The organism is Xanthomonas arboricola pv. juglandis (assembly GCF_905367715.1).
Taxonomy (GTDB): Bacteria; Pseudomonadota; Gammaproteobacteria; order Xanthomonadales; family Xanthomonadaceae; genus Xanthomonas; species Xanthomonas arboricola.
Window position 1 is genome coordinate 2818960 of sequence record NZ_HG999362.1, and the last position, 15097, is coordinate 2834056.

Annotated in this window: 11 protein-coding genes; 4 read left to right on the forward strand and 7 right to left on the reverse strand. The window is 66.0% G+C overall.

Annotated elements, in window-relative coordinates; all coding sequences use genetic code 11:
- The 6 genes from KHN93_RS12315 to KHN93_RS12340 all read right to left on the reverse strand — a co-directional run bounded on the left by KHN93_RS12315 (window position 1) and on the right by KHN93_RS12340 (window position 8030).
- On the reverse strand, window positions 1-1587 hold the full coding sequence (locus KHN93_RS12315) for an MDR family MFS transporter (protein ID WP_211920228.1): 1587 nt from the start codon (window positions 1585-1587) through the stop codon (window positions 1-3).
- Complete coding sequence (locus KHN93_RS12320) at window positions 1584-2786, reverse strand: HlyD family secretion protein (RefSeq protein ID WP_102584755.1); 1203 nt, start codon at window positions 2784-2786, stop codon at window positions 1584-1586. The genes KHN93_RS12315 and KHN93_RS12320 overlap by 4 nt, the downstream gene beginning before the upstream one ends.
- 195 nt (window positions 2787-2981) lie before the next feature.
- Window positions 2982-4097, reverse strand: coding sequence for a polyamine ABC transporter substrate-binding protein (locus KHN93_RS12325; protein WP_047130335.1), 1116 nt, complete (start codon window positions 4095-4097; stop codon window positions 2982-2984).
- A gap of 207 nt (window positions 4098-4304) precedes the next feature.
- Window positions 4305-5681: an aspartate aminotransferase family protein gene (locus tag KHN93_RS12330; protein WP_211920230.1), complete on the reverse strand. Its 1377-nt coding sequence runs from the start codon at window positions 5679-5681 to the stop codon at window positions 4305-4307.
- A 201-nt stretch (window positions 5682-5882) separates the two neighbouring features.
- Window positions 5883-7268 (reverse strand): glutamine synthetase family protein, encoded by a 1386-nt coding sequence (locus KHN93_RS12335; protein WP_211920232.1) that lies wholly within the window; start codon window positions 7266-7268, stop codon window positions 5883-5885.
- Window positions 7269-7274: 6 nt separating this feature from the next.
- Complete coding sequence (locus KHN93_RS12340; protein WP_211920234.1) at window positions 7275-8030, reverse strand: gamma-glutamyl-gamma-aminobutyrate hydrolase family protein; 756 nt, start codon at window positions 8028-8030, stop codon at window positions 7275-7277.
- A 288-nt stretch (window positions 8031-8318) separates the two neighbouring features.
- Between KHN93_RS12340 and KHN93_RS12345 the strand changes: the two genes are divergently transcribed.
- The 4 genes from KHN93_RS12345 (at window position 8319) to KHN93_RS12360 (ending at window position 13054) form a co-directional block, all read left to right on the forward strand.
- On the forward strand, window positions 8319-9698 hold the full coding sequence (locus KHN93_RS12345; protein ID WP_211920236.1) for a glutamine synthetase family protein: 1380 nt from the start codon (window positions 8319-8321) through the stop codon (window positions 9696-9698).
- Window positions 9698-11014 (forward strand): NAD(P)/FAD-dependent oxidoreductase, encoded by a 1317-nt coding sequence (locus tag KHN93_RS12350; RefSeq protein WP_211920238.1) that lies wholly within the window; start codon window positions 9698-9700, stop codon window positions 11012-11014. The genes KHN93_RS12345 and KHN93_RS12350 overlap by 1 nt, the downstream gene beginning before the upstream one ends.
- A 96-nt stretch (window positions 11015-11110) precedes the next feature.
- Entirely contained in the window at window positions 11111-12409 is a 1299-nt protein-coding gene (locus KHN93_RS12355) for a diguanylate cyclase (protein ID WP_039512053.1), read from the forward strand.
- A 183-nt stretch (window positions 12410-12592) separates the two neighbouring features.
- On the forward strand, window positions 12593-13054 hold the full coding sequence (locus tag KHN93_RS12360) for a bacteriohemerythrin (protein WP_039526813.1): 462 nt from the start codon (window positions 12593-12595) through the stop codon (window positions 13052-13054).
- Window positions 13055-13112: 58 nt separating this feature from the next.
- Here KHN93_RS12360 and KHN93_RS12365 read toward each other — a convergent pair whose 3' ends face one another.
- Complete coding sequence (locus KHN93_RS12365; RefSeq protein ID WP_104589838.1) at window positions 13113-14405, reverse strand: MFS transporter; 1293 nt, start codon at window positions 14403-14405, stop codon at window positions 13113-13115.
- Between the last annotated feature and the right edge of the window lie 692 nt (window positions 14406-15097).

Below are 15097 nucleotides of genomic sequence, written 5' to 3' on the forward strand. Positions count from 1 at the left end.
TCAGTGCATTGCAAGGTGCGCCCCCTTGGGTAACGGCTTGAGCAAAAAGGCCAGCGGAATCGTGCAGACCACGATCACGCCGAAGATCCAGAACAGATCGCTATAGGTCATCACCAGGGCCTGCTGCTGCACCAGGCGCGCCAGCTGCGCGATCGAGCGAATGGCCGCCTCGCCGCCGGCGCTGCCCTGCATCTGCGCAGTCAACCTGGAAAGAAAATCCTGCGCGCGCGAGGAATTGGCGGTGATCGCGCTGCCGATGGTTTCGGTATGGAAGGTCATGCGGCGCTCCTGGAAGGTGGAGATCAGCGCAAGCCCCACCGAGCCGCCCAGGTTGCGGCCGGCGTTGAACAGGCCGGACGCATCGCCGGCCAGTTCGGGCGGCACCGAGGAGATGGCCGCCTGGTTCAACGACATCATCGCCAGCGCCAGGCCGCAACCCTGCAACAACTGGCCGGCGACAAAATGCATGCCCACGGTGTCGGCGGTCAGCGACAGATTGGCGAAGCAGGCTGCGGCAAAGCAGATCAGCCCGGCGATCACCAGGATGCGCACGTCCACCACCTCCAGCAGCTTGGGCATCATCGGCATCAGCAGCACGGTCGGCAGGCCTGACAGCAGCAGCACGTAGCCGGCCTGCTCGGTGTTGTAGCCGGAGATCACCGCCAGGAACTGCGGAATCATGTACATGACGCCGAACAGGATCATGCCCACCGCCATGATCATGACGAACACCGCACCGAAACTGCGATGCAGCAGCAGCGACAGCCGGATTACCGGCGCGCGCCGGCGAAATTGCGAAATCACCAATGCGATGAACCCGCTCAGCGCGATCACGCTCAGCGTATTGATCTCGCTGGATTCGAACCAGCGCTCGCGCTGGCCCTCTTCCAGCACCACGGTGAGCCCGCCCAGGCCGGCGGTCAGGCCGTAGATGCCCAGCCAGTCGGCATTGAGCAGGCCGGCCCAGTCGCCTTTTTCATGCTTGAGGCCAAGCAGCAGCAAGGCCACCAGGCCGACGCAGATCGGCACGTTGATGAAGAAGGCGTAGTGCCAGCTGACGTTCTCGGTGAGCCAGCCGCCCAGCAGCGGGCCAATCACCGGGCCCATGATCACGGTCATGCCGAACAGCGCGGTGCCCATGGTCTGCTGGCTCGGCGGCAGCCGGGTGGCGACGATGGTCAGCGCGGTCGGAATCAGCGCACCACCGGCCAGGCCCTGCCCCACACGGCCGATGATCATCATCGTCAACGAGGTCGACAGCCCGCACACCACCGAAAACGCGGTGAACATCACCGCGCAGATCAGCAGGAAGTTGCGCAGGCCCAGCGTGCGCACGAACCAGCCGGTCAGCGGGATCATGATGATCTCGGCAACCAGATACGCGGTGGAGATCCAGGTGCCTTCGGTGCCGCTGGCGCCGACCTCGCCCTGGATGGTGGGCAGCGCCGCGTTGACGATGGAGATGTCCAGCGTCGCCATGAACGAGCCGATGGTGCCGGCCAGCACCGCCAGCCAGGCGCCCGGCTCGGCCTTCTCGCGTTGCGCGCTGCCGCCGGCACGCGGGCCGGTGGCTGCCGTTGCATTCATCGCGCGCGCTCCTGCGCCTGCACGCGATCGGATTCCTCCTCGGCCCGTTGCTTGGCGTCCTTGGCCGAGCGCGTGTCCACGGTGACCTCGACCGACATGCCCGGCACCAGTACCTTGCGCGCCTCGTCGCCGGCCAGCACGCGGATGCGCACCGGCACGCGCTGCACCACCTTGGTGAAGTTGCCGGTGGCGTTTTCCGGCGGCAGCAACGCGAACTGCGAGCCGGTGCCCGGCGACAGGCTCTCGACCTTGCCGTGCAGCTTGACGCCCGACAAGGCATCGACCTCGATCTCGGCGGGCTGGCCGGGACGCATCAGGCCGACCTGGGTTTCCTTGAAATTGGCGATCAGGTACAGCGATTCCTGCGGCACGATGGTCATGGTGCGGGTGCCGGCCCCGAGGAACTGGCCGACCTGCACGGTCTTGTCGCCGACTCGGCCGTGGATGCGGCTGGTCAGCAAGGTGTCTTCCACCGCCACGCGGGCCTGGTCGGCATCGGCGCTGGCCTGCTTGAGGCCGGCCTGGGCCTGCTCCAACTGCGCGTTGCTGGCCAGGATCTGGCTCTGCGCGCCCTTGGCCTGCGCCTGCGCGGCCTCGTACTGGGCGCGTGCGCGTTGCAGTTCGTGCTGCAGGCTTTCCTGATGTTCGTGAGTGTCGGCGCCGGAGGCGGCCAGCGGGGCGAAGCGCTTCACTTCGGCCTGGGCAAAGGTCAGGCTTGCCGCTGCCGAGGTCACCTGGCTACGCGCCTGCACCAGCGCCGACTCCTGCCCGGACACATTGGCGGTGGCCGCGGCGATATCAGCCTGGCGCGCGGCGATCGCGGCTTCGGCCTGCTGCAGGGTCGCCTGGTAGGTGCGGTCGTCGATCTGCAACAGCGGCTGGCCGGCTTCCACGATCTGGTTGTCGCCCACCATCACCTTGGTCACGTAGCCGCTGACCCGCGGCGCCACGGCCACCGAGTCGGCCTGCAGGTAGGCATTGTTGGTGTCCTGCATGTAGCGGCCCTTGATCAGGTAATAGGCCAGCCAGATAACCAGCAGCACCACCACCAGCACGCCGACCACGATCAGCGTCCATTTGACCTTGGGATTCTTCAACGGCGAGGGCTTGGGCGGCTCCTGCTCGTTGTGCGCGCCGGTGCCTTGCGCATCCGTGCCCGAAGGCTGGCCGTCGTTGGACTGCTGGTCGTGGTTGCTCAAAATGAGGCGTCCTGTGTCGTGGGCGAGGCGCGCGCAACGACGTGCCGCATCAGCGGTCCGGCGAAGGCGGCGCAACCATACAATTATTTGAACCGCCCGGTACAGATTGCGTGATGACCGCAGTCAGCGCGCGCTCGGACTTCCAAACGCGCGAATGGCAGGCGTTGTTACAGGAATGGAGGAATGCCTGCGTCGTCAGCGACCGGTCTTGATCTCGGTCCACAGCCGCGTGTACAGCCGGTCCACCTCCGGCGGATTGATCGCATAGGTGAACATCTTGGCGGTCACCTCCGGCGGCGGATAGATGGTGGGGTCGTTGCGGATCGCCGCGTCCACCAGTGGCGTGGCGGTGCGCACCGGGTTGGCGTAGTGGATGAAGTTGCTGTTGGCCGCGGCCACGTCCGGCTTCAACAGATAATTGATGAAGGCGTAGGCGTTGTCGGGGTGCTTGGCGTCCTTGGGAATGGCCAGCATGTCGAACCACTGCGGCGCACCTTCCCTGGGGATCGCATAGGCCACCTTGATGCCGTTGCCGGCTTCCACCGCACGGTCGCGCGCCTGGATGATGTCACCCGACCAGCCCACCGCCAGGCAAGTGTTGCCATTGGCCAGCGAGGTCACGTACTGGCTGGAATGAAAGTTCTGTACGTACGGGCGGATCGTCTTGATCAGCGCGGCGGCCTGCTCGATTTCGGCCGGCACGCTGCTGTGCGGATCCAGGCCCAGGTAATTGAGCGCGATCGGAATCAGGTCCGAGGGCGTGTCCAGCAGGGTCACGCCGCAGTCCTTCAACCTGGACAGGTTTTCCGGCTTGAACACCAGGTCCCAGCTGTTGGCAACCTCGGTGTTGCCGAAGATCGCCTTGAGCTTGTCCACGTTGTAGCCGATGCCGGTGGTGCCGATCATGTACGGCACGCCATAGGCGTTGCCCGGGTCCTGCGCGGCAATGCGCCGCATGATGTCCGGGTCCAGATTGGCCAGATTGGGGATCTTGGCTTTGTCCAGCGGCAGGAACACGCCGGCCTGGATCTGCCGGCCGAAGAAGTTCAGCGTGGGCACTACCACGTCGTAATCGCTGCCACCGGCAAGCAGCTTGGTTTCCACCATCTCGTCGCTGTCGAAGACGTCGTAGGTGACCTTGATGCCGGTGCTCTTCTCGAACGCGGGAATGGTGTCTTCGGCGATGTAGTCCGAATAGTTGTAGACATTGAGCACCTTGGCCTGCGCCTCGGCACCGCCGGGTGCATTGCTGCCACCGCAGGCGGCCAGCAAGGTGGTGGACAGCGTCAGGGCGAGCAGTCGCAGCGTCATGCGGGTCTCCAGGGCAGCGCGATCAGGGCGGGCCGGGATGCGGCCGGTCGAAGGGCCAGCCTACCCATGGTGGTTGTGTTTGCACAGCGCGGCGTGGCGGAAACCAACCGTATGCACCCACTGGCCGGCGCGGCAGTTGCCGCGACCGCCTCTGCCGGCCGCCCTCGCGGGTACGCGACCGGCAAAGCTTGACGTGCGCCGGCGGGCTTACGCCGCACCGATGCCCAGCGCCTGCGCAGTATCGTCCAGCGCCGCCCAGGCCTTGTCGAACAGCTCATCCACCTGTTCGTGGGTGATGATCAATGGCGGCGACAGCAGCATCGCGTCGTAGGTGGCACGCAGGATCAGCCCGCGCCGCAGCGCGAAATCGCGGCACAGCGCACCGACCCGACCGCGTTCGGGAGAATAGACCCCGCGCCGGCGTTTGTCCGGCACCAGTTCCAGTGCCCCGACCAGGCCGGCGATACGCGCCTCGCCGACCAGCCGGTGCTCGCCCAGCTCGGCCCAGCGTTGCGCCAGGTACGGCGCGATCCGGGTACGCGCGGTGTCCACGATGCCTTCGTCCTGTAGCAGGCGCAGGTTCTCCAGCGCCACCGCCGCGCAGACCGGATGCCCCGCATAGGTGCCGCCGTGCGCGAGCTCGCCACCCTGCGCCTTGAGCACCCCGGCCACGCGATCGTTGAACATCGCCGCCGCCAACGGGATATAGCCGGAGGTGATGCCCTTGGCCAGCGTCATCACGTCGGGCTGGAAGCCGAAATAATCCGCACCGAACCAGGCACCGGTACGCCCGAACCCGCAGATCACCTCGTCGGCCACCAGCAGCACGTCGTAGCGCCGGCAGATGCGCTCGATTTCCGGCCAGTAGCTGCGCGGCGGGATGTATACACCGATCGCACCCATGATCGGCTCGCCGATGAAGGCCGCCACGTTCTCTGCGCCGAGTTGCAGAATCTTGGCTTCCAGACGCTTGGCCGCCAGCAAGCCATACTCCTCTGGATCCATCTCCCCGCCATCGCCGAAGTGATACGGCGGCGCGATGTGGTGGATATCCGGAATCGGCAGGCCACCCTGCCTGTGCATGCCGCGCATGCCGCCCAGGCTGGCACCGGCCATGGTGGTGCCGTGGTAACCATCATGACGGCCGATGAAGATGCGTTTTTCCGGCTGCCCCTGCACCGCCCAGAAATGCCGCACCAGCCGCAGGATGGTGTCGTTGGCCTCCGACCCGGAGTTGGCGAAGAACGCATGGTTCAGATCGCCCGGCGTCAGCTCCGCCAGCTTGGCGGCCAGATGGATGGTGGGCTCGGTGGTGCACTGGAAGAAGCTGTTGTAGTACGCCAGCTGTTCCATCTGGCGCGCCGCCGCCTGTGCCAGCTCCTTGCGCCCGTAGCCGACATTCACGCACCACAAGCCGCCGAACGCATCCAGCAACTTGTTGCCCTGCGCGTCCCAGACATACACGCCCTCGCCACGGGTCAGGATGCGCGTGCCCTTTTCGGCCAATGCCGCGTTATCGTTGAACGGATGCAGGTGATGGGCGGCATCGAGCTGCTGCAAGGTTTCCAACACAGTGGGGTGCACGGCTTGCTCCGGAAGGTGGCTCACGCCAGTGGCGCGAATGCAGTGGCGTTATAAAAAGCAACTGGCGCAAAACGCATGGGACGCCAGCAATGCACGTGGGCCTGGACCATGGCCAGACGACCTGCCCTCATCCGCCCTTTGGGCAGCTTCTCCCGAGGGGAGAAAGAAGCGGCGCGGCACGCTGTGCCGAGCGCAGACGCCTCACACATTCAACAACAGGAACTCCCGCTCCCACGAACTGATCACGCGGAAGAACGTCTCGTACTCCTTGCGCTTGACCGAGATGTAGGCGCGCACGAAGCGCCGCCCCAGCATTTCCTGCAAGGCCTCGCAGCCCTCCAGCCCATCCAGCGCCTCGCCCAACGAGCGCGGCAGATCGTAGCCCTGCTCCTTGCCGTTGCTGCTGATCGGCGCGGTCGGCTCGAGCTTCTCGCGGATGCCGAGCAACCCGCAGGCCAGGGTCGCCGCCATCGCCAGGTACGGATTGGCGTCGGAGCCCGCAAAGCGGCTTTCCACCCGCATGTTCTGCGGCACATCGATCGGCACCCGCAGCCCGCAGGTGCGATTGTCGAAACCCCACAGCACATTGCTCGGCGACACCTCGCCGAACATCAGCCGCCGGTAGGAATTGACGTTGGGCGCCAGCAGCCCCATCGCCATCGGAATGTATTTCTGCAGGCCACCGAGATAGTGCGCAAAGGTGTCGCTGAAGCCGCCGTCGCGTTTGCCGCTGAACACGTTCTTGCCGGTGCCGGCATGCAGCAGGCTCTGATGGATATGCATCGCACTGCCCGGCTCGGTCTCCATCGGCTTGGCCAGAAACGTCGCATACACGCCATGCCGCAGCGCGGCCTCGCGCATGGTGCGCTTGAACAGGAACACCTGATCGGCGCGCGAGAGCGCATCGGCGTGGGTGAAGTTGACCTCCAGCTGCGCGGCGCCGGATTCGTGGATCAGCGTATCCACGTCCAGTTCCATCGCATCGCAGTAGTCGTACATCAGGTCCAGGATCGGGTCGAACTCGTTGACCGCATCGATCGAATACGACTGCCGCGCAGTCTCCGGCCGACCCGAGCGCCCGGCCGGCGGCAACAACGGGAAGTCCGGGTCGGTGTTCTTCTGCACCAGGAAGAATTCCAGCTCCGGCGCCACCATCGGTTGCAGCTTGGCTTCGGCATAGGCGTCGAGCACGCGCCGCAGCACATTGCGCGGGGCAAGCTCATGCGGCTGGCCGTCCTTGGTGTAGCAATCGTGGATGACCTGCGCGGTGGGGTCGGCCGCCCACGGCACCATGCGCACGGTGGACGCGTCCGGGCGCAGATGCATGTCCGAATCCGATGGCGAGGTCAGCTCGTAGTAATCGTCCGGGAAATCGCCGGTGACGGTGGTGGCGAAGATGCCTTCCGGCAGCCGGGTGCCGTAGTCGTGCGAAAACTTGTCCGCCGGAATGATCTTGCCGCGTGCGTTGCCGGTGATATCCGGCACCAGGCACTCGACCTCGGTGATGTGACGGTCCTTGAGCCAGCGGCGCAGCGCGCTCTCGGGCTGCTTGGGCGTGGATGTGCGCGAACGGGTGCGGATCGACATGCAACCTCACTGACCGCGTCGAGCGGCGTATTGGCGACAGGCCTCGCCGAAGGCCTGGAAGATGGCACGGTAGAACGGATGCTGTGTGACACGCCACTCCGGATGCCACTGCACCGCGAGCAGAAAGCCCGGCCCGGGGCCGCGAAAGGCTTCGATCAGGCCATCCGGCGCGGTTGCCTCGATCAGCAGGCCATCGGCCAGGCGTGCAATGCCCTGCCCGTGCAGCGAGTTCACCGTGACCTGCGCGCTGTCGCTCATGCCGGCCAGCAGGCCGCCGGGGTGCAGCTGCACCGGATGCGCCGGACCGTACTGCGTGTCCAGCGGCATGGCGCGGTCCTCTCGGTGATCGGCCAGACCGGGCACGTCATGCACGCGTTGATGCAGGCGCCCGCCCAGCGCCACGTTGACCTCCTGCAGCCCGCGGCAGATCGCCAGCACCGGCAGGCCACGCGCCAGTGCCTGCGGGATCAGCCCCAGGCTGGTGGCATCGCGCGCCGGGTCGTGCGGATTGCCCTCCCAGCTCGGCTCGTCGCTGTAGTGATGCGGCTCGACATTGCTCACCGCACCGGTCAGCAACAGGCCATCCAGGCGATCCAGCCACGCGCGCGCATCCAGCGTGGGCTGCAGGCTCGGCAACAGCACCGGCATGGCTCCGGCTGCGTCCACCACCGCGCGGATGTACTTTTCGCCGGTGGCCAGAAACGGATGCGGCCCTTGCTGGATGCGATCGGTCGGCAACCCGACCAGTGGAACGACAGCCATGCGGATCTCCCGGTTGAACGAGGCTGCATCGCGTCTGCGCGCGCCACCAGGCAGGCGCTGGCACTGTACAGGGCAGATGTGGCGCGCAGCTGTCGGCTTGCGCATCACCTGCATCCCTCCGACCGCGACGACTTGTCAGCGAATGCTCGTCACGGGTTGATGGGATGCGTTGCCGATGCCCGCGAACTTACCGTGCGGCCACCTGCATTGCCAGGGTCCACACGCGCACTGTTGCTAACGATCACATGTGCTTTGCTAGTCTGAGCGGCGACCTTGCAGGTGGTGCCCATGGTTTCCGAGAACTCCGTCGCGTGCGTGCCCGCCGCCGATGCCGCCACGCTGGCGCGGATCGATGGCTGCGAAGCGGTCGATCTGCTGTTGCCCGACACCAATGGCGTGCTGCGTGGCAAACGTGTGACAGCCGAAGTCCTGGACAAGGTCTATCGCGATGGCGTGTGCCTGCCGATGTCGCTGATCGCCACCGACATCACCGGCAATACCGTCGAGGAAACCGGGCTGGGCTACGCCATCGGCGATGCTGATCGCATCTGCCGGCCCATCGCCGGCTCGCTGCGCCCGGTGCCGTGGGCACCGCGGCCGATGGCGCAGCTGCTGCTGGCGATGCATCAGCCGGACGGCAGCGTGTTCGAGGTCGCGCCGCGCGCGGTCTTGCAGCGCGTGCTGCACGGTTTTGCTGCGCTCGGCCTGACCCCGGTCATTGCGGTGGAACTGGAGTTCTACCTGTTCGATGCGGTGCCCGATGCGCAGGGACGCCCGCAGACGCCACGCGACCCGCAGACCGGTGCGCGCAGCGACAGCACCCAGGTGTATTCCTTGCAGGACCTGGACGACCAGCGCACCTTCACCGACGCGGTGACTGCCGCCTGCCGGCAGCAAGGCATCCCGGCCGACACCGCCGTGGCCGAATACGCACCCGGCCAGTTCGAAATCAACCTGCAGCATCGCGCCGATGCGGTGGCCGCCTGCGACGAGGCGATCCTGCTCAAGCGCACCATCAAGGCGATTGCGCAACAGCAGGGCAAGCTCGCCAGCTTCATGGCCAAGCCGTTTCCTGGCCAGGCCGGCAGCGGCCTGCACCTGCACGTGAGCCTGCTCGACGTCGACGGGCACAACGTGTTTGCCGGCAGCGTCGATGTACCCGCCGACCGCCTGCGCCATGCCATCGCCGGCCTGCAGCGGCACGCCGATGCCTCGCTGCTGATGTTCGCGCCGCACGCCAATAGCTACCGCAGGTTCGTCAGCAATGCCTTCGTGCCGCTGGATGCGAGCTGGGGCTTCAACAACCGCACCGTGGCGCTGCGCATCCCGCATAGCGATGCACGCAACACCCGCATCGAGCATCGCATCGCCGGCGCCGATGCCAATCCGTACCTGGCCGCCGCCGCCGTGCTGGCGGCCGTGCTTGACGGCCTGCAACATCCCGGCGAGCCCAGCGCGCCAGTCACCGGCAATGCCTATGCGCAAGCGGTCTTTCGGCCGCGCACCTGGCAAGCCGCGGTGGATGCATTCGGCGCCAGCGACTTTGTCGGCGCGCAGTTCGGCAGCCAGTTCCAGCACGTGTTCGGCCAGCAGAAACAGCGCGAGCTGCTCGACTACCAGGCGCAGGTGCCGGATCTGGATTACGCCCGGTACCTGCGGATCGTCTGATGGACGGCCCGGCCACATCGCTGCCGCCTGCCGATCCGTCGGGTAACGGCTATCCCGACAGCTGGTACGCCCGCAGCACGCCGGTCTTGCCGGAGCAACCATGCCTGCAGGGCGTGCAACGTGCCGATGTCTGCATCCTCGGCGCCGGCTACACCGGCCTCACCGCCGCGCTCGCCCTGGCCGAGGCCGGCTACAAGGTCATCGTGCTGGAAGCCAGGCGCATCGGCTGGGGCGCCTCCGGGCGCAACGGCGGCCAGGCCATCGTCGGCTACGGCTGCGAGCAGGAAACCCTGGAAGCGCTGGTCGGCGATGCCGACGCGCGGCTGCTGTTCGACTTCTCGCGCGACGGCATGCGCCTGCTGCGCGCGCGCATCGAACGCCACGCCATCGCCTGCGACTGGCGCGACGGCCACGCCCACGTGCCGCTGAAGCCGCGCCAGGTGCAGGCCTTGCAGCACGGCATCATGCGCATGGCCGAACGCTACGACTACCCGCTGGAATGGTGGGACCGCGCGCGTACGCGGCAGGTGCTGGACAGTCCGCTCTACCTGGGCGCGATGTTCGACCCGGCCAGCGGCCATCTGCATCCGCTGGCCTATGCGCTGGGCCTGGCGCGCGCGGCGCTGGCGGCCGGCGTGCGCATCCACGAGGCTTCGCCGGTCTCCCGGCTGGAGCACGGCACGCGCGTGACCATGCATACCGACCAGGGCAGCGTCAGCGCCGAGTTCGGCGTGATCGCCGGCAATGCCCTGCTGCAGGGCATTTCCACAGCGCTGGAGCGCCACATCATGCCGGTGGGCACCTATGTCGGTGCGACGCCGCCGCTGGGCCAGGCCCGCGCGCGCGCGTTGATCGCCAACGACATGGCGGTCGCCGATACCAACTGGGCGCTGGACTACTACCGGCTCAGCGCCGACCACCGGCTGCTGTTCGGCGGACGCGCCAGCTACTCCTCGCGCCCGCCGCACGGCCTGGATCGGCTGATGACACGGCGCATGCACACGGTCTTCCCGCAGCTGCACGACGTGCCGCTGCAAACCCTTTGGGGCGGCTACGTGGACATCTCGCGCAATCGCGCCCCGCACTGGGGACGGCTGGGGCCCAACGTGTATTTTGCGCAGGGATTCTCCGGGCATGGCGTCGCCGCCACCGGCCTGGCCGGCCAGGTCATCGCCGAGGCCATCGCCGGCCAGAGCCGACGGCTGGATGTGTTTGCGCGCATTCCGCATCGGCCCTTCCCCGGGGGGCGCCTGCTACGTACGCCGCTGCTGGTGGCGGCGATGAGTTGGTACCGGCTACGCGATGCGTTGTGGTGAATAGGGCGCCGTCTTGAGCACTTTGAGACGCGGCGCTCAAGTTTCGGCGAGCAGGGCCGTTAGCTGGTATGACGGTTCGATCCGCACGGCCAGCCGATGTCCCCAGGTACCCTACATCGCAATAGTGAAAGCGCAGTCCTGCCGCAACGCGTGTTGCTGGTGGAGAACTCGCGCACTTTCACCAGCATGCTGCGCGAGGCCATCGAGCAACGTGTGGAGCTGCCGGTCACGGTCGTATCGACGCTGGCGGAAGCCGCCCGTGTACTGGACGAAGAAGACGGCTGGTTTCTGGTCCTGACCGGCCTGGTGTTGGTGGACGGCGACCGCGACAAGGTCGTGGAATTCTTCCTCTCGCGCAAGCTGCCCACCGTGGTGGTCAGCGGCGTCTACGACGAGGATCTGCGCCAGCGTGTGCTGCAGCAGCAGATCATCGATTACGTGCTCAAGAACGCGCCCGGCAGCATCGAATATCTGGCCTGGCTGGTGCAACGCCTGGAGCGCAATCGCCGCATCGCCGCGCTGGTGGTGGACGATTCCCTGTCCGCACGGACCTATGCGGCCGCGTTGCTGTCGATGTACGGCTACCGCGTGGTGCTGGCGGCCGACGGTGCGGCCGGCCTGCAGGCGATCGAGCGCGATCCCGGCATCCGCCTGACCATCGTCGACCAGGAAATGCCCGGCATGGAAGGGGTGGAATTCACCCGCCGGCTGCGCGCGATCCGTTCACGCGACAAGGTTGCGGTGATCGGCATCTCCGGCAACAGCGACTCGTCGCTGATCCCGCGTTTCCTCAAGAACGGTGCCAACGATTTCCTGCGCAAGCCGTTCTCGCGCGAAGAGTTCTTCTGCCGTGTGTCGCAGAACGTGGACCAGTTGGAACTGATCGGCACGCTGCAGGACCTGGCCACCCGCGACTTCCTCACCGGCCTGCCCAACCGGCGCTATTTCCTGGAACAAAGTCAGCGGGTGATCCCCACCCTGCTGTCGCAGGAGCAGACGGTCACCGCGGCGATGCTGGACATCGACCACTTCAAGCACATCAACGACACCTGGGGCCACGAAGCCGGTGACCAGGCGCTACGCGCGGTGGCCGCATCGGTCTCCAGTCATGCGCGGCCGCAGGATCTGGTAGCGCGTTTTGGCGGCGAAGAATTCTGCCTGCTGGTCCCGGGGCTGGATGCCGCCAACGCCACCAGCTACTTCGAAACCCTGCGCGAACGCATCAGCGCACTGCGCGTGCGGATCGGCGACGAAACCCTCAGCATGACGGTGAGCATCGGCGTATGCATCGCCACCGAAGACGGCCAGTCGCTGCACCATCTGCTGGGCGAGGCGGACAAGTACCTGTACCTGGCCAAGGCCGGCGGCCGCAACCAGGTGCGTCTGGCCAGCTGAGCGGGGGCAGGCTCCTGCGCTGCGCGGCCGGCGGCGCGCCCGATCCGGCGGTATCGCCGGCGACACAGAATCGCTACGCAGCACGCACGCCGCCCGCTTGCCGTAGCCGGATTTGATCCAGATCAACGCGTTGGCAATCACGCGCGCCTATCGTGCCCTCATTGTATGGAACAAGGGCGAATGATGGCTTTGCTGGTCTGGCAGGACGACCTCAACACCGGGATCGAGGTCATCGATCACCAACACCGGCGCATCGTGGAAATGATCAATCAGCTGCATGCCGCGCACGCCAGCCTGCAACGCCTGGCAGTGGCCGAGGTGATCGACGAATTGATCGACTACACGCTGTCGCATTTTGCCTTTGAGGAAGAACTGATGGAGGAAGCGGGCTACCCCTTCAGCCTGGCGCACAAGCGCGTGCACGAGGTCTTCGGCAAACGTGTCGGCGAGTACCGGCTGCGGTTCCAGGCCGGCGAAGACGTCTGCGACGAACTCCGCAGCATGCTCTCGCGCTGGTTGTTCAACCATATCCGCGGCGACGACCAGGCCTATGCGCCGCAGGTGATCGCACATCTGGACCAGTTCGCGCGCAGCCACCAGCACGGCAACTGGCTGGGACGCACACTCAAGCGCCTGTTCCGCTAGCGACCGCTCTGCATCTGGGCGTGATCTGCCTCAGCGATGCCCCGCCCCGTGCACGCCTTCAAACGTCAACCCGCCGACGCGATCTGCGGGCCACGACCAACGCCAGCAGGCTCAACACCGCCGCCGCGCCCAGGTACTGCCCGACCGCCTGCACGCCATAGCGTGCGGCCAGTTGCGTGGCCACGTACGGCGCCGGTGCTGCCCCCAGAATGCTGGCCAGGTTGAACGACAGCGAGGCTCCGGTGTAGCGCACCTCAGTGGGATACAGCTCGGCCAGCAGCGTGCCGCAGGGGCCGTAGGTCAGGCCCATGAAGAAGAATCCCAGTGCCAGAAATGCGAGTACCTGCAACGGGTGATTGGCCTGGAACAGTGGCGCAAACGCCAACCCGAACGCGATGATCGCCACACTGGCCAGCATCATCGCCAACGGCGCGCCATGCCGGTCGCCGAACCTGGCCGACAGCGGGATGCCGATCGCGAAAAACACGATCCCGGCCATCTGCAACAGCAGGAATTGCTCCTTGTCGTAGCCCAGGGTCTTGGTCCCGTAGCCCAGCGCGAACACGGTCATCAGATAGAACAGCACGAAGGTGGCGAATGCGCCCAGCGTGCCGATGATCAGGGCCGGCCAGTGCTGCGAGATCACCGTCCCCAAGGGCAGGCGCACGCGCGTCTTGTGCTCCAGGGTCTTCTGGAAGTCCGGCGTCTCGGTAATGCTCAGGCGCACCCACAGGCCGGTCAGCACCAGCAATGCGCTGGCCAGAAACGGCACCCGCCAGCCCCATTGCATGAACTGCGCATCGTCGAGCACCGCGCCCATGCCGAGAAAGGTGCCGGTAGACAGCAGAAAGCCGAGCGGCGCACCCAGCTGCGGAAACATGCCGTACCACACGCGCTTGCCGGGCGGTGCATTTTCGGTGGCAAGCAGCACGGCCCCGCCCCACTCGCCGCCCAGACCCAGGCCCTGGCCAAAGCGGCACAGTGCCAGCAACGCAGGTGCGAACACGCCGATCTGGGCATAGCTGGGCAGCAAACCGATCGCCACGGTGGACAGGCCCATCGTCAGCAGCGCCGCAACCAGGGTAGCCTTGCGACCGATCCGGTCGCCGAAATGGCCGAACACCGCCGAGCCCACCGGCCGCGCGATAAAGGCCACCGCAAACGTCGCCAGCGACTGCAGCATCGCCGCACTGCCATCGCCCGCCGGAAAAAACAGTGTCGGGAACACCAGCACCGCGGCGGTGGCGTAGATATAGAAATCGAAGAACTCGATGGTGGTGCCGATCAGACTGGCGAACAGCACGCGCGCAGGCGAATTGATGGGAGCAGCAAGCGGCGCAGCAGCAGTCATCGTTGATCGGCATCCAGATAAGACAAGTCAGCCGATTCTGGCAGATTGCAGCATCGGTTTGCGCAGACCAACCTGCGTGCAAAAAGTTACAGCCGTGACTGCCTGCCTTTCGGGCAGTGGCAGCCTGATGTCTTTCGGAATCTCGGTTGCGTTGGAGTCGCCGGGCAGTGTTGATAGATGCTTGTTAGAGCGACTGCTCTGTGGCCTTGTTGCAGGGCCCTTGCCCGCCCACCATCGCAGGACACGCCGCAAGTACGTCCTTGTAGGCTCTTACGCGGCATCCATGCCGCGTAAGGTCCAGCGACGGTGGGCGGGCAATGACCTGTCCAGATGGTCGGTGTGCGCGGTAAGAGCAGTGCTTGATGCGCGTTGTTCGGATCGCGTTGCACCCGATCAGCTCCCGATGCAGGCCGAGCAACAGGCTTTCAACACGCGACTTACAAACGTCTCATCTTCCCACCGCAAGCCGAGAAATAAGCTTTGAGGAAAGCAGCCAACCAACTCTCTGGTGCGGTGTCCTTGCCGGTTGCGGGACCCTCGGCGGCATGGATGCCGCCGAGGAGCCTCCACGGACGGATTCACGGCGTGTCCCGCAAGCGGTGAGGGCACCGCGCGCTCGATCAACCAGGCTTTTGACTCAAGTCTTCGACTGCATCCATAACGGCGCCACGATTGAAGAGCTCGGTGGGTCT